Source organism: Pseudomonas lalkuanensis (genome assembly GCF_008807375.1).
Classification (GTDB): Bacteria; Pseudomonadota; Gammaproteobacteria; order Pseudomonadales; family Pseudomonadaceae; genus Metapseudomonas; species Metapseudomonas lalkuanensis.
Map to the genome: position 1 here is coordinate 1,335,855 of NZ_CP043311.1, position 20,145 is coordinate 1,355,999.

Here is a 20,145-nt window from a genome sequence, read left to right on the forward strand (position 1 = left end):
CTGCCGCCAAGCCGCCAGACTGCTTTCCAGCCCAAGAATCACAAGAAGGCAGCCTTATGGAATTCGCGTTCAGCGATGAGCAGGAGATGATCCGCGAGTCCGCCGAGAGCTTTCTCGCGGATGTATCCGACTCCGCCGCCGTGCGGGTGGCCATGGCCTCCGAGCTGGGCCATGACCCCGAGCTCTGGCAGCGCGTATGCAGCGAGATGGTCTGGCCGGCCATTCACATCCCTGAAGAATATGGCGGCCTGGGCCTGGGCTTCGTCGAGCTGGCGATCCTGCTGGAGCAGATGGGCCGTCGCCTGTTCTGTTCGCCGTTCTTCGCCAGCGCCTGCCTGGCCACCCCGGCGTTGCTGCTGGCTGGCAGCGAGGAACAGAAGACCCGCTGGTTGCCGCAACTGGCCGAGGGCAGCCTGACCGCGACCCTTGCCTATGCCAGCAACAACCGAAATGGCCTCGACGCGGTGCAGGCGAGCATTCGTGAAGAGGGTGATGGCTTCGTCATCGACGGCGCCCTGCGCCAGGTGGTGGACGGCCACAGCGCCGGCCTGCTGATCGTCGCCGGCCGTGGGCGCGAGGGCGTCAGCCTGTTCGCGGTTTCCGCCGACACCCCCGGCATCAGCCGCCGCCTGGTCCCCACGATGGACCAGACGCGCAAGTTCGCCGAGGTGAAGTTCGACAAGGTATTCGTCGCCGCCGATGCCCGCCTGGGCACGCCGGGGCAGGGCGGTGAGCTGCTGGAGAAAGTCCTGCAACTGGCCTGCATCGCCCTGGCTGCCGAGCAGACCGGCGGCGCCCAGCAATCCCTGGACCTGACCCTGGCCTACACCGCCGAGCGCCAGCAGTTCGGTCGCGCCATCGCCAGCTTCCAGGCCATCAAGCACCGCGCCGCCGACATGATGCTGGAGGTGGAGTGCGCGCGTTCGGCGGCCTGGTACGCCGCCTGTGTGGCCGAAGAGGTCCTGGCGGCCAATGGCGACCAGGGCGTCGCCGCCGAGCTGCCGCTGGCCGCCGCCCTGGCCAAGTCGCGCTGCTCGGAGGCCTTCTTCCACTGCGCGGCGGAATCCATCCAGTTGCACGGCGGTGTCGGCTTCACCTGGGAGTACGACCCGCACCTCTACTTCAAGCGCGCCCGGGCCAGCGAGGCCCTGTTCGGCGCGCCGTCCTGGCACCGCGAGCGCATCGCCACCGCTCTCCTGGGGGAATACGCATGAAGATCAGTTTCAGTGAGGCGGACGAAGCCTTCCGCCGCGATGTGGCCGGCTGGCTGGCCGACAACCTGGGCGGCGGGTTCGAGCCGCTGCGATTCCGTGGCGGTCCGGGGGACGAACACAGCTTCCCGGAGGAGCGAAAGGCCTGGGAGCGCAAGCTGGCCGAGGGCGGCTGGACCTGCGTGGGCTGGGCGCCCGAACACGGCGGCCGCGGCCTGTCCATCAGCCAGCAGGTGATCTTCCACGAGGAGTACGCCCGCGCCGGCGGCCCCGGCCGCATGGGGCACATCGGCGAAGGCCTGGCCGGCCCCACCATCGCCGCCTTCGGCACGCACGAGCAGAAGCGCCGCCTGCTGCCGGGCATCGTCGCCGGCACTGAGTTCTGGTGCCAGGGTTACTCCGAGCCGGGTGCCGGCTCGGACCTCGCCAATGTGAAAACCCGCGCCGTGCTGGAGAACGGGCAATGGCGCATCAGTGGGCAGAAGGTCTGGACCTCGCTCGCCCACGAATCCGAATGGTGCTTCGTCATCGCCCGTACCGAGCCGGGCAGCGTGGGTCACAAGGGCCTGTCCTTCCTGCTGGTGCCCATGGACCAGCCGGGCATCACCGTGCGGCCCATCGAGCAGCTCACCGGCACCTCGGAGTTCAACGAAGTGTTCTTCGACGAAGCCGTGACCGACGCGGCCAACCTTCTCGGCGCGCCGGGGGATGGCTGGAAGATCGCCATGGCCTTGCTGGGCTTCGAGCGCGGCGTGTCCACCCTCGGCCAGCAGATGCTGTTCCAGAACGAGCTGGAAGAGATCATCCGCATCGCCCGCGAGAACGGCGCCGCTCGCGACCCGCTGCTGCGCCAGCGCATCGCCGAAGCCTGGGGCGGGCTGCGCATCCTGCGCTACAACTCCCTGCGCATGCTTTCCGGCGCGCAGGACGGCTCGCTGCGCCGCGAGGCGATGATCTACAAGTTGTGCTGGGCCAACTGGCACGTCGAGCTGGGCAAGCTGGCCATGGACGTGCTCGGCCCCGACGCAGAGCTGCTGGAAGAAGGGCCGTACCAGCTCGGCCGCCTGCAGTCGATGTTCCTCTTCAGCCGCTCCGACACCATCTACGGCGGCACCAACGAAATCCAACGCAACATCATCGCCGAACGCGCGCTGGGCATGCCCCGCGAGCCGCGCGTGCGCGCTTGACCCGAGGACCTTGCATGAGCACTCCCACCTACGTTCCCGGCCACGGCCTGCTGCGCGGCAAGTCGGTGCTGATCACCGCCGCCGCTGGTGCCGGTATCGGTTTCTCCGCCGCCCTGCGTGCCGCCGAGGAAGGCTGCCGGGCGCTGATGATCAGCGACATTCATGAAGGCCGCCTGCAGGAAGCGGCAGCGAAGATCCGCGAGGCCACTGGGCTTGAGCGCGTCCATACCTGCGTGTGCAACGTCACCAACGAGGAGCAGGTGCAGGCCCTGGTGGCCGCCGCCGAGCGAGAGCTGGACGGCGTGGATGTGTTGATCAACAACGCCGGTCTCGGCGGCTCGCGCCTGCTGGTGGAGATGGGCGACGAGGAGTGGAATCGCGTTCTCGACGTGACCCTCACCGGCACCATGCGCATGACCCGCGCCATGCTGCCGAAGATGATGGATCGCGGCCGCGGCGTGATCGTCAACAACGCCTCGGTGCTGGGCTGGCGCGCGCAGAAGGAACAGAGCCACTACGCCGCGGCCAAGGCTGGTGTCATGGCCCTGACCCGTTGCGCTGCGGTGGAAGCGGCCGAGCACGGCATCCGCATCAACGCGGTGAGCCCGAGCATTGCCCTGCACGACTTCCTGAAGAAATCCGCACCCAAGGAACTGCTGGACCAGCTCGCCTCCCGCGAGGCCTTCGGCCGCGCGGCGGAAGTCTGGGAAGTGGCCAATGTGATGATGTTCCTGGCCAGCGACTACAGCTCCTACATGACCGGCGAAGTGTTGTCGGTCTCCAGCCAGAGGGCCTGAGCATGGCGACCATCTTCGCAACACCGGCCGCCTTGCTGGAGCACGTTGGTGAACAACTGGGCGTGAGCGATTGGATCAGCGTCGAGCAATCGCGCATCGACCAGTTCGCCGAAGCCACCGGCGACCACCAGTGGATTCATGTGGACCCCGCCCGCGCCGCCAGCGGCCCCTTCGGCGCCTGCATCGCCCACGGCTACCTGACCCTGGCCCTGGTCAACCTCTTCCTGCCGCAGATTGTCGAGGTGCGCGGCATCTCCATGGGGGTGAACTACGGCTGCGAGAAGGTGCGCTTCCCCAATGTGGTCCGTGCCGGTAGCCGCGTACGCGGCAGTGCGCAACTGGTCGCCGTCGAGGAAGTGAAGGGCGGCATCCAGGCCACCATTCGCGTCAGCGTGGAGATCGAAGGCGAGGAGCGTCCGGGCTGCGTGGTGGACACCATCAGTCGGTACTACCCGGCCTGATCCCGCTTTTCCCTGTGGGGGCGAATTCATTCGCTAAAGGGCAGCGCAGCTGCCCCCTTCAGGCCTTGCAGGGCAGACCTGCGGTCTGCATGGCGAATGAATTCGCCCCCACAACAAAGCCATGGCCGGCCAACGAATTTCGAGGAAACCCAATGAAAGAAGCCGTAATCGTATCCACCGCCCGCACCCCCATCGGCAAGGCCTTCCGGGGGGCCTTCAACGACACCGAAGCCCCACTGATGGGCGGCCATGTGGTGCGCGAAGCATTGCGTCGTGCCGGTGTCGAAGGGGGCGAAGTGGACGACGTGATCATGGGCGCCGCCGCCCAGCAGGGCACCCAGGCCTATAACCTCGGCCGCCTCTGCGCGGTGGCCGCCGGGCTGCCGTCCAGCGTGGCCGGCATGGCAGTGGAGCGACAGTGCTCTTCGGGCCTGATGAGCATCGCCCTGGCCGCAAAAAGCATCATGTGCGACGAGATCGACATCGCCGTCGCCGGTGGCCTGGAGTCCATCTCCCTGGTGCAGAACAAGCACAAGAACAGCTACCGCAACCAGTCCGAAGCGGTGCTGGCGCAGGACCCGCGCGCCTACATCCCGATGATCGAGACGGCGGAAATCGTCGCCGGGCGCTACGGCATCTCCCGCGAGGCCCAGGACGAATACAGCTACCAGAGCCAGATGCGCACCGCCCTGGCGCAAAGCGCCGGACTCTTCGACACCGAACTGGCGCCACTGACCGTACGCAAGCTGCTGACGGACAAGGCCACTGGCGAAAGCCGCCACGAACCCGTGACCCTGACCCGCGACGAATGCAACCGTGCCGATACCACCCGCGAAAGCCTGAGCGCCCTGGAGCCCGTGTGGCAGGGCGGCCAGTGGACCGGCGCCGGCCGTTTCATCACCGCCGGTAACGCCTCGCAGCTCTCCGACGGCGCCAGCGCGTCGGTGCTGATGAGCGCGCAAGCCGCCGCACGCCGGGGCCTGGAGCCCCTGGGTATCTACCGCGGCCTGGCGGTGGCCGGCTGCAATTCCGATGAGATGGGCATCGGCCCGGTGTTCGCCATTCCCAGGCTGCTCAAGCGTCACGGTCTTTCCATGGACCACATCGGCCTGTGGGAGCTGAACGAGGCGTTCGCCTGCCAGGTCATCCACTGCCGCGACACCCTGGGGATTCCCGACGAGCGCCTGAACGTCAACGGCGGCGCCATCGCCATCGGCCATCCCTTCGGCATGTCCGGTGCACGCATGGTTGGTCATGCGCTGATCGAAGGCAAGCGCCGGGGACTGCGCTACGTGGTGGTAAGCATGTGCATCGGTGGTGGCATGGGTGCCGCCGCTCTGTTCGAAGTGGCATGAGGGACGACTCCATGATTGATGAGCAGCAGGTACGGGCGAAGCTCGCCCGTTATGTCGAACTGGTGGACGCCGTGGATATCGACGGCATCCTCGCGCTTTATGCCGAAGATGCGGTCGTCGAGGACCCGGTGGGCAAGCCGCCCTACGTGGGCATCGAGGCCATCTCGCGCTTTTACCGCGAAGGCCTGGGGCGCCTGAACGCCAGCGCGCGGCTGGATGGTTCGATCCGCGCCACCTGTGGCTGCGGCGCCGTGCCCTTCTGCGTTGACCTGGACTGGGGCGGCCAGGCCCGCTCCATCGAAGTTATCGACGTGATGGAGTTCGATGCCGAAGGTCGCATCCGTTCGATGAAAGCCTATTGGGGCGACGCCAACATGATCGCGAGGGAACAGCCATGACCCTGGAACAGCGCATTGCCCGCCTTGAAGCCGTCGAGGTCATCCGCGAGCTCAAGCACCGCTATTTCAACGCCTGCGACCTGAAGGAGATCGAGGTGATCCGCGATTGCTTCGCCGAGGGTGAAATCGCTATCGACTACGGTCCCGTCGGCTGCTTCCAGGATCGCGACAGTTTTGTCGCGCTGTACCAGTCCCTGGCCTGCAACGAGCGGGTGATCGACCTGCACCACGGCGCCAATCCGGAGATCGAGCTGGCCGGCGATGACGAAGCGGTGGGGCGCTGGGCGCTCTACTACTTCAACCTCGACGCCGAGACTGGGGCCACGCGGCAATTGGGCGGGATCTACCAGGATCGTTATCGCCGCATCGACGGGCGCTGGAAGATCGTCGAGACGGTGTTCAGGGCGCATTCGATGGTGGAGTCCGCTGCTGCGACTTGATGGGTATCGCCAAGCTTCACCCATCCTACGAAGTCTGTCCGTAGGATGGGGCGGGCGGCGCTCCGCGAGAGAAACGATACCCATCAGCCCCTCAATTCACGCCTGCCGCATCCAGAAAAGCCGGCTTCTCCCCACCGCCATGCACGCAGATATCCGCGCCGCTCACATAGCTGGCCAGCGGTGATGCCAGGTACAGGCAGGCATCGCCGATGTCCTCCGGGCTGGCCATCCTCTGCAGCGGAATCCCCGCCGCCACCCGTGCCACGCCCTCGGCGTCGCCGTAATGAAGTTCAGCCTGCTCGGTGAGGATCAGCCCCGCTGTCACCGCATTAACCCGTACCTTCGGCGCCCATTCCACGGCGAGGGAACGGGTCAGGTTGAGCAAGCCAGCCTTGGCTGCGCCGTAGGCGGCGGTGCCGGGGGAGGGGCGGGTGGCGCTGACGCTGCAGATGTTGACGATGGCGCCGCCGCCCGGCTGCTCCTGCATCACCCGGTTGGCGAGCTGGCAGAGGTTGAGCGGCGCCAGCAGGTTGAGGCGGATGATGGATTCCGAGAAGCGCGGCGATGCCGTGGCGGCCTCGGCATGGGGCGCGCCGCCGGCGTTGTTCACCAGCACGTCGAGCCGGCCGAAGCGTTCGACGATGGCGTCCACCAAGCGCTGGATCTGCTCGATGTCACGCACGTCGCAAGGCAGGAAGTGCGCCTCGCGGCCAGCGTGGCTAGGCAACTGGTCGGGGGCATTGCGGCCACAGATCACCACCTCGGCGCCCTGCTGCAGGAAGCGCAGGCTGATGCCCCGTCCCACACCCTTGCCGCCTCCGGTCACCAGTACCACCTTGCCGCTGAAATCCAATGCATCGCCCATGGCTGCCTCGTCTGTCGGTTGTCGATGGGCAGAGGCTAGGGCGAGCAGGGCGGGGTGCCTACGTCCGGGAGGACTATTCGCCGCTGGGAGATTTCTCTGTAGGAGCGAATTCATTCGCGAAAGGCTGCGAAGCGGCCCAGGATTCCGAGGAACAGGCCTGCGGCCTGCATCGCGAATGAATTCGCTCCCACAAAAGAGCTACAAGGAGCATCTCTCTCCCTGCTAGTCCTCTCGGACGATGTTGCCCACCGGGGCGCGCCGAATAATCCGGCCAAACAACAAGCCGAGGAGAGTCCCATGGGCGCGCTACCGCAAGGGCGTTTCGTCACGCTGCCCGATGGTCTGCGACTGCACTACCTGGATGCTGGCGAAGGCGAGCCGGTGGTGTTCATTCACGGCAGCGGCCCTGGCGCCAGCGGCCACAGCAACTTCAAGCAGAACTACCCGGTGTTCGAGAAATTCGGCTATCGGGTGATAGTCCCCGACCTGCCGGGCTACGGCCTTTCCGACAAGCCGGAAACCACTTACAGCCTCGACTTCTTCGTTTCCGCCCTGACCGGTCTGCTGGATTCCCTGGATATCGAGCGCTGCGTGCTGGTGGGCAACTCCCTGGGCGGCGCCATCGCCATCAAGCTGGCGCTGGATGCGCCGCGTCGCGTCAGCCGTCTGGTGCTGATGGCGCCGGGTGGCCTGATGGAGAAGGAGCAGTACTACCTGCAGATGGAAGGCATCCAGAAGATGGGCGCCGCCTTTGCCAATGGCGAGCTGAATGACGCCGACGGCATGCGCCGGCTGCTGTCCCTGCAGCTCTACGACGCCTCGCTGATCAGCGACGAGACCGTCAACGAGCGGGTCGCCGTGGTGCAGCAGCAACCGCGTTGCGTGCTGAGCACCATGCAGGTGCCGAACATGGCGGCGCGCCTGTCCGAGCTGTCCTGCCCGATCCTCGGTTTCTGGGGCATGAACGACAAGTTCTGCCCGTCCTCCGGCGCCCAGACCATGCTGGAAGCCTGTCGCAATATCCGTTTCGTGATGCTCAGCGAGTGCGGTCACTGGGTGATGGTGGAGCACCGCGAGCTGTTCAACCGCACCTGCCTCGACTTCCTCGCGGAGGGCCGGTCATGAGTGAAATCCTGCAGCGCGCATACGGCGAGGAACTCTATCAGGCCCTGCTCGCCGGTCGCACCCTGGCGCCGCTGACCGAGCGCTGGCCAGAAATCACGATTGAAGACGCCTACCGCATCTCCCTCTACAGCATCGAGCGCCGTGTGGCGGCGGGCGATGCCATTGTCGGCAAGAAGATCGGCGTCACCTCGGAAGCCGTGCAACGCATGCTCAACGTGCACCAGCCGGACTTCGGCTTCATTACCCGAGACATGTGGTTCGACGACGGCGACAGCATTTCCCTGTCCGGCAACCGCCTGATCCAGCCGCGCGCCGAGGGCGAGATCGCCTTCAAGCTCAAGCACGACCTGGTGGGGCCCGGCGTTACCGAGCAGGACGTGCTCGACGCCACCGAATGCGTGATTCCCTGCTTCGAGATCGTCGATTCGCGCATTCACGACTGGAAGATCCGCATCCAGGACACCGTCGCCGACAACGCCTCCTGCGGTGTCTTCGTGCTCGGCCGCGAGCAGGTGGACCCACGCGAGCTGGACCTGCCCAACCTGCGCATGACGGTGTTCAAGAACGGCACGCAGATCAGCCAGGGCCTGGGCTCGGCGGTGCAGGGCAACCCGCTCACCGCCGTGGCCTGGCTGGCCAACACCCTGGGAGCCTTCGGCATCCCGTTCAAGGCCGGGGAAATCATCCTCTCCGGCTCCCTGGTACCGCTGGAGCCGGCGCGTGCCGGCGACCACTTCGAACTGACCATCGACGGCCTGGGCAGCGCCCGGGTGTCCTTCCGCGACTGACTCCGGGGAAAGAGCATGAGCAAGAAACTCAAGGCGGCCATCATCGGGCCGGGCAATATCGGCACCGACCTGTTGATCAAGATGCGCCGTTCCGAATGGATCGAACCGGTGTGGATGGTGGGCGTGGACCCGACTTCCGAGGGCCTGAAACGCGCCGCCGAATTCGGCCTGAAGACCACCGCAGAAGGCGTCGACGGCCTGCTGCCCCACGTGCTGGACGACGATATCCGCATCGCCTTCGATGCCACCTCGGCGTACGTCCATGCCGAGAACAGCCGCAAGCTCAATGAGCTGGGCGTGATCATGATCGACCTCACCCCGGCGGCCATCGGCCCGTACTGCGTACCGCCGGTGAACCTCAAGGAGCACGCCGAGAAGCTGGCGCTGAACGTCAACATGGTCACCTGTGGCGGCCAGGCCACCATTCCCATGGTGGCGGCGGTGTCCCGCGTGCAGCCGGTGGAGTACGGCGAGATCGTCGCCACCGTGTCCTCCCGCTCCGTGGGGCCGGGCACCCGGCAGAACATCGACGAGTTCACCCGCACCACCGCTGGCGCTGTGGAAAAGATCGGCGGCGCCAGGCGTGGCAAGGCCATCATCGTCATCAACCCGGCCGAGCCGCCGCTGATGATGCGCGACACCATCCATTGCCTCACCGAAGGTGAGCCCGACCAGGCGGAAATCCGCGCTTCGGTGCTGCACATGGTCAAGGAAGTGCAGCGCTATGTGCCGGGCTACAAGCTGATCAACGGCCCGGTATTCGATGGCCGCAAGGTGTCGATCTTCATCGAAGTGGAAGGGCTGGGAGACTTCCTGCCCAAGTCCGCCGGCAACCTGGACATCATGACCGCCGCCGGCCTGCGCACCGCGGAAATGTTCGCCGAAGAGGCCCATAAGGGCGCCCTGCAACTGCCTGCCCGTTGAGTGGAGAAACAACATGAACCTGCAAGGTAAGCGCGTGCGCCTGCACGACATGAGCCTGCGCGACGGCATGCACGCCAAGCGCCACCAGATCAGCCTGGACGAGATGGTGGCCGTGGCCACCGGCCTCGACGCCGCCGGCGTGCCGCTGATCGAAATCACCCACGGCGATGGCCTGGGTGGCTCCTCGCTGAACTATGGCTTCCCGGCCCACTCGGACGAAGAGTATTTCGATGCGGTGATCCCCAAGTTGAAGCAGGCCAAGGTCTCGGCCCTGCTGCTGCCGGGCATCGGCACCGTCGACCACCTGAAGATGGCCCACGACCTGGGTGTTTCCACCATTCGCGTCGCCACCCATTGCACCGAGGCGGACGTTTCCGGCCAGCACATCGGCATGGCCGCGAAGATGGGGCTGGATACCGTTGGCTTCCTGATGATGGCGCACATGGTCAGCGCGGAAAAACTGCTGGAGCAGGCGAAGCTGATGGAAAGCTACGGCGCCAACTGCATCTATTGCACCGACTCGGCCGGCTACATGCTGCCGGATGAAGTGACCGAGAAGATCGGCGTACTGCGCGCTGGGCTGAATGCGGGCACCGAAGTCGGCTTCCACGGCCACCACAACATGGGCATGGCGATTGCCAACTCCCTGGCCGCCATCGAGGCCGGCGCCGCGCGGATCGACGGTTCCGTGGCGGGCCTGGGTGCCGGTGCCGGCAACACGCCGCTGGAAGTCTTCGTTGCCGTACTGGCGCGCATGGGCGTGGAGACCGGCATCGACCTGTACAAGATCATGGACGTGGCCGAGGACCTGGTGGTGCCGATGATGGACCAGCCGATCCGCGTCGACCGCGATGCCCTGACCCTGGGGTACGCCGGGGTATACAGCTCGTTCCTGCTGTTCGCCAAGCGTGCAGAGAAGAAGTACGGCATCCAGGCCCGCGAGCTGCTGGTGGAACTGGGACGCCGGGGCACCGTGGGTGGCCAGGAAGACATGATCGAAGACCTGGCCCTGACCCTGTCGCGGCAGCGTGGGGTCATGCCGACGTAGGTGGGGTTCGACGCCGTTCGTCGGGCCTCGCGTAGCTCGGACCAACCTGCGGGGTGATCCGAGCTGCAGGGTGGGCTTCAGCCCAACGGAGTAGCAGGAGGCAGGAGGGAGGCTCCGAGCGGTCTAAGGCTTCCCTCAGCCCCGCGCGGACTATTCACACCCGATTCCCACTCCCCCTTCGCCGCGCCTGCGCCAGCAGCGCGGGGCCTATTTCTTCCAACGGCAGCACCTCTTCCGCCGCGCCAATCTCCGCCGCCTCCCGGGGCATGCCGTACACCACGCAGCTGGCCTCGTCCTGGGCGACGGTGTAGCCGCCGGCTTCGCGGATTTCCAGCAGGCCGCGCGCGCCGTCCTTGCCCATGCCGGTGAGCAGGGCGGCGATGAGGTTGCGGCCGGCGCAGCGGGCGGCGCTGTTGAACATCACATCCACCGCCGGGCGGTGGCCGTTGACCGGGGGCGCTTCGGACAGGCGGGCGACGTAGTTGGCGCCGGAGCGTGCCACTTCCATGTGCAGTCCACCGGGGGCGAGGAGCGCGGTGCCGGGGAGGATGCGGTCGCCGTCGCGGGCTTCGCTGACGCTGATGCGGCAGAGCTTGTCCAGGCGGGCGGCGAAGGAGCGGGTGAAGCCGGCCGGCATGTGCTGGGTGATGATCACGCCGGGGCTGTCCGCCGGCAGGCCCAGCAGCACTTCCTTGATGGCTTCGGTGCCGCCGGTGGAGGCGCCGATGGCGATCAGTTTCTCGGTGCCGACGATGGGCAGGCCGCGTTCGACCGGGCGTTCCACGGGCGTGCGGCGGATCATCCGCGCGCGCGCCGCCACCTTGAGCTTGGCGCGGATTTCCTCGGCGTAGGCCTGCATGCCCTCGGCGATGCCCAGCTTGGGCTTGGCGACGAAGTCGATGGCGCCCAGTTCGAGGGCGCGCAGGGTCGCCTCGGAGCCGCGTTCGGTCAGGGAGGAGATCATCACCACCGGCGTTGGGCGGCCCTTCATCAGTTTGTCGAGGAAGGTCAGGCCGTCCATGCGCGGCATTTCCACGTCCAGGGTGATGACGTCGGGCGAGTGCTGCTTGATCAGGTCGCGGGCGACATAGGCGTCGGGCGCCACGCCCACCAGGCGCAATTCGTTGTCGGCGCGGACGATTTCGCTGAGCAGGCTGCGGATGAGCGCCGAATCATCCACCACCAGGACCTTGATCGGCACGGGCTCACTCCTTGAACAGGTCGTAGGGCCCCAGCGCTTCCCCGCGCTTGAGGTAGAGGATGTATTCCAGCTCGCGCTGCAGGATGGTGTCGTTGTGCAGGTTCTTCAGTTTCTTCACTCGCACGGTGCCGCTGGTGGGGAAGATGTAGACCTTGCGCGCCTCGGCACCCATCACGTCTTCGGCCAGCAGGGGAATGCCTTCGGTATCCAGGTAGCTGTGGACGAACTCTACGGTGCGCAGGGTAGCGTCGAAGCGCAGCAGGTCGTTGGGCAGGTTGCCGGCGCCGAACACCTTGGCCTGCAATTGATGGCGGCGTGCGCCCTGGCGCAGCATCTCTTCACAGAGCTGCTCCATCATGCGCACGCCATGGTGGGTGGCGGCGCTGGCCAGGCCGCTGCCGGGGCCGGGCTCGGGCAGGAGGAACTGGTTCATGCCGCCGATGCCGCGCTGCAGGTCGAACAGGCAGACCGCCACGCAACTGCCCAGTACCGACACCAGCACCTGGTCCTCGGTGGTGGCGTAGAACTCGCCGGGCAGCACCTTCACCGCCGGCAGCTGGATATCCGGGTCGAAGTAGCGGGTGGCGGCGATGGCGCCTGCGGTTTCTCCTTTCATATCGAGGCTCCCGGCACGGGCTGGTAGACGGTGCGACTCACCAGTTTCACCACGTGGTTGGCCTGCACGAAACTTTCCGAGTGGCCGGCGAAGAACAGGCCATCCGGCCGCAGCAGGCGCACCATGCGCTCCAGCAGGCGCACCTGGGTGGGCTTGTCGAAGTAGATCATCACGTTGCGACAGAAGATCGCCTCCAGCCCGCCGCTGAGCCGCCAGTCCTTGTCCAGCAGGTTGATGCGGCGGAACTCCACCATCTGCCGCAGCTCCGGCACCACCCGTGCCAGTCCGGCGTTGCTGCCGGTGCCGCGCTGGAAGTAGCGCTTCCTCAGGGCCGGGTCCAGCTGGGCAAGGCGCTCCAGCGGGTACACACCCCGGCGCGCGGTTTCCAGCACGCCGGTATCGATGTCGGAGGCGATGATCTGTATCCCCTGGGCCCGTTCGCCCAACGCCTGGTGCAGGGCGATGGCCATGGAGTAGGGCTCCTCCCCGGTGCTGGACGCGGCCGACCAGAAGCGCAATGGCCGGCCCCTGCGCTGGGGCTCCCTGGCCAGGGCGACGAGCTGGTCGAAGTGGTGCCGCTCGCGGAAGAAGGCGGTGATGTTGGTGGTCAGCGCATTGATGAAGGGTTGCCATTCCTCGGGATGCTGGTCGAGGTAGGCCAGGTAGGCGGAAAAGGTGCGCAGTTCCAGCTGGCGCAGACGGCGCGCCAGGCGGCTGTAGACCATCTGCTGCTTGCTGGCGGCCAGGCTGATGCCGGCGCGGCGATACAGCCGCTCACGCACCTGCTCGAAGTCGTGGTCGTTGTAGCCGAATTCGTGTTCGCCCAGCACCTGCGCATTCATCGCATTACCTCAAGAACCCCCCGGCGCAGGGCGCCGGGGTGGAGAGGGACTAGAACTCTTCCCATTCCTCTTCCTTGCTCCGCGCCGCGCGGCCGGCACTCCGGGGCGACTTCGCCGACGGTGTCTGCCGCGAGGCATTGCGCGGGGTGCCGGGTTGGCCCGCGTGGGCCGGGTCCAGCTTGAACACGGCTACCGACTGGGACATCAGCCCGGCCTGCTCCTGCAGGGCTTCGGCGGCCGCGGCGGCTTCTTCCACCAGGGCGGCGTTCTGCTGGGTCATCTCGTCCATCTGGCTGACCGCTCCGTTGACCTCCTCTATGCCACGGCTCTGTTCGGTGGAGGCGGCGGCAATCTCCGCCATGATGTCGGTGACCCGCTTGATGGCGATCACGATGTCGCTCATGGTCTGGCCGGCCTGGGCCACCAGGGTGTTGCCGTTCTCCACCTTGCTCACCGAGTCGGAGATCAGCGTCTTGATCTCCTTGGCCGCTGCCGCCGAACGCTGCGCCAGGGTGCGCACTTCGGCGGCCACCACGGCGAAGCCGCGGCCCTGTTCACCGGCCCGTGCCGCTTCCACCGCGGCGTTGAGGGCGAGGATGTTGGTCTGGAAGGCGATGCCGTCGATGACGCCGATGATGTCGGAGATCTTCCGCGCCGAGTCGTTGATGGCGGTCATGGTGCTGACCACCTTCTGCACCACGTTGCCGCCTTCGGTGGCCACTTCCGAAGCGTTCACCGCCAGGGAGTTGGCCTGGCGCGCGTTCTCGGCATTGAGTTTCACCGTGCTGGTCAGCTCTTCCATGCTGGAGGCGGTTTCTTCCAGGCTGGAGGCCTGCTGCTCGGTGCGGGTGGACAGCTCGGCGTTGCCGCTGGCGATCTCGCTGGCGGCGGTGTTGATGGTGTCGGCAGCCTCGCGGATCTGCCCGAGCATGCGCGACAGGCTCTGCGCGGTTTCGTTGGAGTAGTCCTTGAGTTCGCCGAAAGTGCCCTGGTAATCGGCGCTGATGCGTTGCGAGAGGTCGCCCTGGGCGAGCGCGCCGAGCATCCGCGAGACGTCCTTGAGGCCTTTGTCGGCGGTGTCCACCAGGCTGTTCAGGCCGGTGGCCAGGTTGAGGATGAAACCGCTCTTGCCCGTTTCGTCGATGCGCTTGGAGAAGTCACCGGCAGCGGCCGCGCCGACCAGCGCGGCGACTTCGCGCTCGACCTGCACTTCCAGCGTCCGGTCGGCCCATTCCACCACCGAGCCGAGGCGCTCGCCGCTTTCGCTGAGCACCGGGTTGGCCACCAGGCCGAAGGTGCGTCCGCCCACGTCGATCTGGGTGCGGAAAGTGCTGGTGAAGGTGGCGAGCAGGCGCTTCTGGTGCTCGGGGTTCTTGTGGAACTGGTCGATCGAACCACCCAGCAGCTTGCTCACGGAGAACGACGGCAGCGCCTTGCGCAGGTCCGCCTCGGCGTTCTGCAGCATGCTGGTGACGGTCTTGTTCATGTAGATGATGTTGCGTTCGGCGTCCGCGATCATCACGTTGGTGCTGCAGTTGTCCAGCGCGCTCTTGATCCGCGCGTTCTCCCCGGCGATGCGCTGTTCGCGCTCGCGGGCGGCCACCTGTTCGGTGATGTCCTGCCACTCCACCACGGCACCGAGGCGTTCACCGCTGGCGCTGATGACCGGGTTGGCCACCACCGTGAGCGTGCGCCCGCCAAGCTTGATCTTCGCCTCGTAGGTGCTGGTCAGGCGCTCCAGCATGCCGCGCTGGTGCCCCGGGTTCTTGTGGAAGCGATCGATGCTGCCGCCGAGGATGTCGCTCGAGCGGAAATGCGGCAGCTCTTTGCGGATGTCGGCCTCGGCGGCGCGGAACATTTCGCCTACGGCTTCGTTCATGTAGACGATGTTGAAGTCGCGGTCGGCGATCATCACGTTGGCGGTGACGTTGTCCAGCGCGCTCTTGATCCGGATGTTTTCACCGGCGGCCTGGGCGGCGGCGTGCAACTGGTCGCGGACCTTGTCGATGGCCTGGGTGATCTGCGCTTTCTTGCCTGGCAGGCGTTCCATGTCCTGGCTGAAATCGCCATTGCCATAGGCGGTGACCACGCGCACCACCTGCATCTTCACCGCGATATGGGCGGCCACCAGCTCGTTGATGCCCTTGGCGATGCGCGCCTGGGTACCAGCGAAGCGGTCCACCGGAATGATTTCGTCGATCCAGCCGTCGCTGTGCTGGCGGGTCATGTCCACCAGCGCCTGTTCCAGCGCCACGGTGCTGGCCGCGTCCGCCTTCTGTTGGCGCAGGTCTTTCTGCAGGCGGGCGAGGCTGTCGTACACCGGCGCCCAGATCGGGTCGTCACCGCTGCCGATGGTTTGTTCGAAATTGCCCTCGGCCAGGCCCTGGATCAGGCTGGCCAGGTGTTGCGCGCGAAGCTGAGCTTGTGCTTTTCCGTTGAACAGACCCATGGATTGTCCCCTTGCGTGTCAGGCTGCGGCTGCTTCGACCAGGGCCATTTCGCGGCTGGTCATCAGCTTCTCGATATCCACCAGGATCAACATCCGCTCGGCCACGGTGGCAAGGCCCAGCAGGTACTCGGTATCGAAGCTGGCGCCGAATTCCGGCGGCGGCTTGATCTCTTCGCCCGACAGGGCGATCACGTCGGACACCGAATCCACCACCACGCCGACGATGCGCCGGCCGATGTTGAGGATGATCACCACGGTGAAGGGGTCGTAGGTGACGTCGGCGAGGTTGAATTTGATGCGCAGGTCGACGATGGGAACGATGGCGCCGCGCAGGTTGATCACGCCTTTGATGAACGCCGGGCTGTTGGCGATGGCGGTCACCTGGTCATAGCCGCGAATTTCCTGCACCCGGAGTATGTCGATGGCGTACTCCTCGCGACCGAGGGTAAAGGTCAGGTACTCCTGGGCCGGTTGCCCGGCCTGTTCCGCACTAGTGGAGTTCATGCAGCGCTGCTCCTTGTTGTTGTGCCAGGGCCGGCAGGGCGTCGACATCGAGAATCAGGGCGACGCTGCCGTCGCCCATGATGGTCGCGCCGGCGATGCCATCGACCCGGCGGAAGTTCTGTTCCAGGCTCTTGATCACCACTTGCTGCTGGCCCACCAGGTCGTCCACTTGCAGGGCGAAATGGCGCCCGTCGGCTTCGAGGATGACCACGATGGACTGCTCCGCCGGCAGCGGCGGGGCGGACTCGCCCAGCAGGTCGTGCAGCGAGAGCAGCGGCAGGTACTCGCCGCGCACCCGGATCACCGCACCTTCCTCGCCGGCCAGGCCACGGATGTCGTCGGCCTTGGGCTGCAGCGATTCGACGATGTAGGTCAGCGGAATCACGTAGTGGGTGCGTGCCACGGCGACGATCAGGCCATCGAGGATGGCCAGCGTCAGCGGCAGGCGGATGCTGATGCGGGTGCCAAGGCCGGCGGCCGAATCGATGTCGATGCGGCCGCCCATGGCCTGGATGTTGCGCTTGACCACGTCCATGCCGACGCCGCGTCCGGAGAGGTCGGTGACCACTTCGGCGGTGGAGAAGCCGGGCATGAAGATCAGTTGCCAGACTTCGGCATCGCTCATGCCGTCGTGCACGGCGAGGTTCTTCTCGCGGGCCTTGGCCAGGATGCGCTCGCGGTTCAGGCCTCGGCCGTCATCGCTGATTTCCACGACTATGCTGCCGCCCTGGTGGAAGGCACCCAGGCGTACGGTGCCACTGGCCGGTTTACCGGCGGCCAGGCGTGCTTCGGGCTGCTCGATTCCGTGGTCGATGCTGTTGCGAACGATATGGGTGAGTGGGTCGCTCAAGCGTTCGATCACGCCCTTGTCCAACTCGGTCTGCTCGCCCTGCAGCACCAGTTCCACCTGTTTGCCGAGGCGTGCCGAGGTGTCACGCACCAGGCGCGGGAAGCGGCTGAAGATGAAACTGATGGGCAACATGCGGATCGACATCACCGATTCCTGCAGGTCGCGGGTGTTGTGTTCCAGCTGCGCCAGGGCCTGGTGGATGCGCTCGTGGACGCTCGGGTCCAGCGCGTTGCCGAGCTGGCCGAGCATGGCCTGGGTGATGACCAGCTCGCCCACCAGGTTGATCAGGCTGTCGATCTTCTCGACGCTGACGCGGATGGAGCTGGATTCCGCTTCGCTGCTGGCCGGCTTGCTGGCGACCGGCGCGGGTGCGGGCACCGGCCTGGGTGGCTCGGCGGCCACCGGGGCGGGGGCACCCGGGGCTTCATCGAAGAAGCCGAAGGCGGCGGAGGCGTCCTGGGCGGGCATGCCGGGCGCATCGTCGAAGAACCCGAAGTCCTTATCGGCGGCCGCATCCGGCGAGCCTGGCGCTTCGTCGAAGAAACCGAAGCCCGCATCTGCCTCCGCTGTCGGCGTGGCGCCCAGCAGCTCGCGCAGGCGGGCCACGGTCGCTTCCACCGGCACGCTCGGGTCTGGCGTCTGCTGGCGGTGGGCGTCCAGCAGGCGCATCAGCACATCGCGGGCTTGCAGGAAGAGGTCGACCATTTCCCCGCGCAGGGCCATCTGGCCGCTGCGGATGCGGTCGAGCAGGGTTTCCAGTTCGTGGGTCACAGCGGTCAGGTCATCGAAGCCGAACATGCCGGCCGAGCCCTTGATGGAGTGGGCGGCGCGGAAGATGCCGTTGAGTTCTTCCGCGTCAGGCTGCTGCAGGTCGAGGCCGAGCAGCAGCAGTTCGAGGTTGGCCAGGTGTTCCTCGGTTTCCTCGAAGAACACCTGGAGGAACTGATTCATCCCGTCGCTCATGGGAAACGCCTTGTGCTGGAGTCAGGGGAGGACCTTGCGGGTGACTTCCAGCAGCTTTGGCGGATCGAAGGGCTTGACCAGCCAGCCGGTGGCGCCGGCCGACTTGCCTTGCTGTTTCATGGCGTCGCTGGACTCGGTGGTCAGCATGAGGATGGGGGTGGCGCGATAGCCGGGCAGGCCACGCAGGCTGCGGATCAGGCTGAGGCCGTCCATGTTGGGCATGTTCTGGTCGGTGAACACCAGGTTGTAGGCCTTGCTCTGTGCCTTGCCGAGGCCGTCCTTGCCATCGACAGCCTCGTCTACGGCGTAACCGGCGGCCTTCAGGGTGAAGCTCAGCATCTGCCTTATGGAGGCCGAATCGTCGACTATCAGGATCTGCTTGCTCATCAGTGCCGCTCTCCCTTGCGATCTTTTTTCTGGTTGGACGCTTCTTGCAACCCAGTTCTGCTTTTGGAGGCTGGCCAGTGGCCATGGTTAGGTGTAGATGGGCACCGGAGGGGTGTCCAGCTACTGGCGTCAGCCATTCGTCGCATTGATGAGCGGCGGGCGGCTGTCATCAATCGTTCAGAAGAGCTCGACCTCACCCGCGTTCACGCTGCTCTGGCTGACCGGGTTGGCGATGGGTTTGCGCAGCTCGGCGGCTTCCTCATCCACCTGTTGCGCCCAGTGTTCCGGCGCGACGCCGCGCAGGGCCCCGAGGCCGGCGGCGAATGCACCGAGCTTGGCGAAGTGTTTGCGCATCTGCCCGATCAACTGGCTGCTCATGTCCTGGAATTGCAGGGCGGTGATGGCCTGGTCGACGCCCGAGCCCACCTCCAGGGAAATCCGATCCAGTTCCTGGATCACCTTCAGCGTGTGGCGGTTCATGCCTTCCAGGTCTTCCAGCATGTGGTGCAACCGCTGCCTGGAGTCCAGGGCGAAGCCCATGTCCTTGTCCGCCAGTTGGGAAATGGCCGACTCGGCGTCCTGGATTTCCCGGTAGACCACATCCACGTGCTCGCGAATCTGCTCGGAGAAACCGGTGGAGCGGGTGGACAGGGCGCGCACCTCATCAGCCACCACGGCGAAGCCCCGGCCGCTCTCCCCGGCGCGGGCCGCCTCGATGGCGGCGTTCAGCGCCAGCAGGTTGGTCTGCTTGGCGATGGCGTCCATATCGTGGGTGGATTTCAGGATATCGGCGATCTTCTGCGTCACGCGGTCCATGCGCTTCACCAGGTCCTGGGACGTCTGGCTGGTTTCCAGCGTGGCCTCGACGAACAGGCCCAGGGTGTTGCGGGTGGTGGCGATGAACTCCTGGAAGTTCATCCCCTCGTCATCATTGGACTGATTGCCGTAGCGTTCGATCAGGGAGTGGGAGTGGGTGCGCTGCTGGTCGATGCGCGCCGCGAGGCCGTGAAAGCTGTCGCCGAGGCGACCGATGGCGTCCTGCAGCAAACCGTCTACCTGTCCGGCATGGGCCTGCAAGGTGCCGAGGTGTTCGTCCATCGCATGCTGCGCCCGCTGCCAGTCGGGAGCCTCCACCGTGGGCTGTGCATCGGCGTGCGTCCCATGGGTGCGCGCATCGCGCTGCAGCCAGACCAGCGACAGGCTGGCCAGCCAGCCTCCGCCCAGGGCCAGCCACACCGGCAGGCCGACGGCGACCATGCCGGCGCACGCCAGCCAGATCAGGGAATGCAGGGCCAGGCCCTGGATTGGGTTGGCAGGCGACGGATGCGACATGGAGCACTCCCAGCAGGGGTTAATGACCGGACGGCGGCCTTTAAAAGGCCATCGGCAACGCTGCTTAAAGCTAGAGGCCGCTCGTCTGCTGTCAAATCGCTATCTGTCAGCCTGCTGCGCCAATCACCCGGCTGATTCCGCCTCCTCCTCCGGGAGGCTGAGATAGCGATGGGCGCCGCAGCGCAGGCAGCGCTGGCAGATCATCGGTACGGCACCCACGTCGGTGCGAAAACCCTCGGTCCATTGGCAACCGAGCAGGAAACAACGGATACGCATGGCTCCTCCCCGGGGGCGTACCCCCTCGGTTCGATCCGGCAGTAGTGGTTGGAACTGCACTCGCCTTGTTCTTGTTGGAGGCATGGGTCGCCGCGAGGATCGTTCGACCGCTCTAGAACCGGCAAC

General features: G+C 66.1%; 20 protein-coding genes and 2 pseudogenes. 11 read left to right on the forward strand and 11 right to left on the reverse strand.

All coding sequences use genetic code 11. From position 1 onward, the window contains the following. The first annotated feature begins 56 nt into the window (after positions 1–56). From FXN65_RS06375 to FXN65_RS06405, 7 genes are all read left to right on the forward strand, one after another. The gene (locus FXN65_RS06375) at positions 57–1,214 is read left to right on the forward strand and encodes an acyl-CoA dehydrogenase family protein (RefSeq protein ID WP_151132243.1); all 1,158 of its coding nucleotides are present in this window, start codon (positions 57–59) and stop codon (positions 1,212–1,214) included. Then, on the forward strand, positions 1,211–2,398 hold the full coding sequence (locus tag FXN65_RS06380; protein ID WP_151132244.1) for an acyl-CoA dehydrogenase family protein: 1,188 nt from the start codon (positions 1,211–1,213) through the stop codon (positions 2,396–2,398). Before FXN65_RS06375 ends, FXN65_RS06380 begins: the two co-directional genes overlap by 4 nt. A 14-nt stretch (positions 2,399–2,412) precedes the next feature. Next, complete coding sequence (locus tag FXN65_RS06385; RefSeq protein ID WP_151132245.1) at positions 2,413–3,195, forward strand: SDR family oxidoreductase; 783 nt, start codon at positions 2,413–2,415, stop codon at positions 3,193–3,195. 2 nt (positions 3,196–3,197) lie between these two features. Beyond that, the gene (locus FXN65_RS06390; RefSeq protein WP_151132246.1) at positions 3,198–3,656 is read left to right on the forward strand and encodes a MaoC family dehydratase; all 459 of its coding nucleotides are present in this window, start codon (positions 3,198–3,200) and stop codon (positions 3,654–3,656) included. Positions 3,657–3,808: 152 nt separating this feature from the next. Continuing rightward, a complete protein-coding gene (locus FXN65_RS06395; RefSeq protein ID WP_151132247.1) occupies positions 3,809–5,011 on the forward strand; it encodes an acetyl-CoA C-acyltransferase in 1,203 nt (400 codons plus the stop codon). An 11-nt stretch (positions 5,012–5,022) separates the two neighbouring features. After that, positions 5,023–5,409: a nuclear transport factor 2 family protein gene (locus tag FXN65_RS06400; RefSeq protein WP_151132248.1), complete on the forward strand. Its 387-nt coding sequence runs from the start codon at positions 5,023–5,025 to the stop codon at positions 5,407–5,409. Further along, positions 5,406–5,849 carry a nuclear transport factor 2 family protein gene (locus FXN65_RS06405; RefSeq protein WP_151132249.1) on the forward strand — a complete coding sequence of 148 codons (444 nt, stop codon included), beginning with the start codon at positions 5,406–5,408 and terminating at the stop codon, positions 5,847–5,849. Before FXN65_RS06400 ends, FXN65_RS06405 begins: the two co-directional genes overlap by 4 nt. 91 nt (positions 5,850–5,940) lie before the next feature. On the opposite strand, the gene FXN65_RS06410 is transcribed toward FXN65_RS06405, so the two are convergent. Beyond that, complete coding sequence (locus tag FXN65_RS06410) at positions 5,941–6,714, reverse strand: SDR family oxidoreductase (RefSeq protein WP_151132250.1); 774 nt, start codon at positions 6,712–6,714, stop codon at positions 5,941–5,943. A gap of 297 nt (positions 6,715–7,011) precedes the next feature. On the opposite strand from FXN65_RS06410, the gene FXN65_RS06415 reads away from it, so the two are divergent. From FXN65_RS06415 to dmpG, 4 genes are read left to right on the forward strand one after another with little or no spacing between them, the layout of a single operon-like run. Continuing rightward, positions 7,012–7,839, forward strand: coding sequence for an alpha/beta fold hydrolase (locus FXN65_RS06415; RefSeq protein ID WP_151132251.1), 828 nt, complete (start codon positions 7,012–7,014; stop codon positions 7,837–7,839). Beyond that, positions 7,836–8,627 (forward strand): fumarylacetoacetate hydrolase family protein, encoded by a 792-nt coding sequence (locus FXN65_RS06420; protein ID WP_151132252.1) that lies wholly within the window; start codon positions 7,836–7,838, stop codon positions 8,625–8,627. Before FXN65_RS06415 ends, FXN65_RS06420 begins: the two co-directional genes overlap by 4 nt. Before the next feature lie 15 nt (positions 8,628–8,642). Further along, entirely contained in the window at positions 8,643–9,551 is a 909-nt protein-coding gene (locus tag FXN65_RS06425) for an acetaldehyde dehydrogenase (acetylating) (protein WP_151132253.1), read from the forward strand. A 13-nt stretch (positions 9,552–9,564) separates the two neighbouring features. Next, positions 9,565–10,599 carry a 4-hydroxy-2-oxovalerate aldolase gene (gene dmpG / locus FXN65_RS06430; RefSeq protein WP_151132254.1) on the forward strand — a complete coding sequence of 345 codons (1,035 nt, stop codon included), beginning with the start codon at positions 9,565–9,567 and terminating at the stop codon, positions 10,597–10,599. A gap of 154 nt (positions 10,600–10,753) precedes the next feature. Here dmpG and FXN65_RS06435 read toward each other — a convergent pair whose 3' ends face one another. The 10 genes and pseudogenes from FXN65_RS06435 to FXN65_RS27840 form a co-directional block, all read right to left on the reverse strand. Continuing rightward, positions 10,754–11,800 carry a protein-glutamate methylesterase/protein-glutamine glutaminase gene (locus FXN65_RS06435; RefSeq protein ID WP_151132255.1) on the reverse strand — a complete coding sequence of 349 codons (1,047 nt, stop codon included), beginning with the start codon at positions 11,798–11,800 and terminating at the stop codon, positions 10,754–10,756. 4 nt (positions 11,801–11,804) lie between these two features. Next, entirely contained in the window at positions 11,805–12,416 is a 612-nt protein-coding gene (locus tag FXN65_RS06440; protein WP_151132256.1) for a chemotaxis protein CheD, read from the reverse strand. After that, positions 12,413–13,258 (reverse strand): CheR family methyltransferase, encoded by an 846-nt coding sequence (locus FXN65_RS06445; RefSeq protein WP_151132257.1) that lies wholly within the window; start codon positions 13,256–13,258, stop codon positions 12,413–12,415. Before FXN65_RS06445 ends, FXN65_RS06440 begins: the two co-directional genes overlap by 4 nt. A 49-nt stretch (positions 13,259–13,307) precedes the next feature. Beyond that, positions 13,308–14,831, reverse strand: a pseudogene (locus FXN65_RS28510) (methyl-accepting chemotaxis protein); the annotation flags it as partial. A gap of 87 nt (positions 14,832–14,918) precedes the next feature. Then, positions 14,919–15,707 (reverse strand): annotated as a pseudogene (locus FXN65_RS28515) (PAS domain-containing protein); the annotation flags it as partial. An 18-nt stretch (positions 15,708–15,725) separates the two neighbouring features. Beyond that, a complete protein-coding gene (locus FXN65_RS06455) occupies positions 15,726–16,211 on the reverse strand; it encodes a chemotaxis protein CheW (protein ID WP_151132259.1) in 486 nt (161 codons plus the stop codon). Continuing rightward, positions 16,198–18,024, reverse strand: coding sequence for a chemotaxis protein CheA (locus FXN65_RS06460; RefSeq protein WP_151132260.1), 1,827 nt, complete (start codon positions 18,022–18,024; stop codon positions 16,198–16,200). The genes FXN65_RS06455 and FXN65_RS06460 overlap by 14 nt, the downstream gene beginning before the upstream one ends. Before the next feature lie 21 nt (positions 18,025–18,045). Beyond that, the gene (locus FXN65_RS06465) at positions 18,046–18,411 is read right to left on the reverse strand and encodes a response regulator (protein WP_151132261.1); all 366 of its coding nucleotides are present in this window, start codon (positions 18,409–18,411) and stop codon (positions 18,046–18,048) included. A gap of 177 nt (positions 18,412–18,588) precedes the next feature. Next, a complete protein-coding gene (locus tag FXN65_RS06470; protein WP_151132262.1) occupies positions 18,589–19,743 on the reverse strand; it encodes a methyl-accepting chemotaxis protein in 1,155 nt (384 codons plus the stop codon). A gap of 123 nt (positions 19,744–19,866) precedes the next feature. Continuing rightward, positions 19,867–20,019: a PSPA7_2676 family Cys-rich small protein gene (locus FXN65_RS27840; RefSeq protein WP_178119273.1), complete on the reverse strand. Its 153-nt coding sequence runs from the start codon at positions 20,017–20,019 to the stop codon at positions 19,867–19,869. Positions 20,020–20,145: the final 126 nt, after the last annotated feature.